The organism is Actinomadura sp. 7K534, from assembly GCF_004348575.1.
Lineage (GTDB): Bacteria > Actinomycetota > Actinomycetes > Streptosporangiales > Streptosporangiaceae > Spirillospora > Spirillospora livida.
The window spans coordinates 1-1,415 of the sequence record NZ_SMKB01000480.1 but is presented as its reverse complement, the minus strand read 5'-3'; the positions used below and the strand labels follow the sequence as shown (position 1 = coordinate 1,415).

1 protein-coding gene and 1 pseudogene are annotated in these 1,415 nt (G+C 71.6%); both read right to left on the bottom strand.

All coding sequences use genetic code 11. The features are described from left to right. Positions 1–413, bottom strand: a pseudogene (locus E1266_RS37260) (hypothetical protein); the annotation flags it as partial. 14 nt (positions 414–427) lie between these two features. Then, on the bottom strand, positions 428–1,415 hold a 988-nt coding region (locus E1266_RS39775; protein ID WP_243719381.1), incomplete at its 5' end, for a bifunctional lytic transglycosylase/C40 family peptidase.

The window sequence follows — 1,415 nt, the reverse complement described above, 5'->3', positions numbered from 1 at the left end:
TTGCTCATGCGGACGGGGATGGGGATGGAGCGGGAGCCTTCGCGGGTGAGGCGGCCGTAGAGGGTTTCGGTGGTGCCGTCGCGGCGGATGCGGTGCAGTTCGCGCAGGTCGATGCCGTGGGCGGCGGCGTAGGGGGCGGCGTGGTCGCGGATGTAGCGCAGGGTGGCGGGGTGTTCGGAGTCGTCGCCGACGTTGGCGAACAGGAACGTGGGGAAGTCGATTCGGCCTTGGGCGGCCAGGACGAGGGCGGCGGTGGATTGCCAGCCGCCGCCGTAGCTGAAGGCGCGGATCGGCCCGCAGGACGGCTTCTTCTTCGCCTTCTTCGCTGGGAGCTTGCCTGGCGGGTGCGAGTTTCTGCTGGGACGGGTCCGGCCCGGTCGGTGGTGGCTGTTGGGGTGGTGGTCTGGGTGCAAGGGCGTGCCTCCGGTTAGGCGTCGGTGGTGTGCGATGTGGCGGGCCGGGTGGCGCCGATGTATTGGCGTTCACGGTGCGGGTCGCCGGTGAATTGGGCGATGCGGACGACGTCGCCGGTGTGGGGGGCGTGGATCATGCGGCCGTGGCCGTAGTAGATGCCGACGTGGTGGATGGTGGCGGGGTTGTCGGTGTTGCTGGCGAAGAACAGCAGGTCGCCGGGCTGCAGCGCTCTCCTCGGGATGTGGGTTCCGGCGTTGTATTGGTCGGCGGCGACGCGGGGGATGCGGGCGCCGGCTTGGGCCCAGGCGTGTTGGGTGAGGCCTGAGCAGTCGAAGCCTTTGATGGCGGCGCCGTGGGCGATGCCGTAGGTGGGGCCTGAGGGTCCGCCGCCGCCCCAGGAGTAGGGGGTGCCGAGCCAGCGCAGGGCGGCTTTGACGGCGGTGGCGCCGCGGCCTGTGGCGGTGGGGGCGGCGTAGCGGGCGGCTTGGGCGAGGACTTTGCGGACGTACCAGTCGGCGTGGTTGTAGTGCCAGATCGCCCGGCGCAGGTGTTTTCCGCCTTTGCCGGCGCCGTTGGCGCATAGGTAGTTGGCGGCGCCGTGGATGGCGTCGGCGGGGTTGTAGCGGTCTTTGTGTCCGTCGTGGTCGCCGTCGGCGCCGTGGGCGGCCCAGGTGGGGGCGAGGAATTGCATGGGGCCGCCGGCTCCGGCGTGGTTTTCGCCGGATTGGACGCCGGGCATGGTGGAGCGGCCGTGGTCGGATTCGATCTTGCCGATCGCGGCCAGGACGTTCCAGGGCAGGCCGGGGCAGGTCTGGGCGGCGTCGAGGTACCAGCGCAGGTACGCGGGCGGGATGTCGCGTTTGGCCTCGGCGGTGGGTGCCCCGGCGAGCTCTGAGCCGGTGCCTGCGGCCGAGTTCTGCCCGGTGAGGAGGATGACGAGCGCCAGCGGCAGCAGGACGGCGGCGGCGCAGGCGGTGGCGGCGGCCTTCACCGGGTGGGCC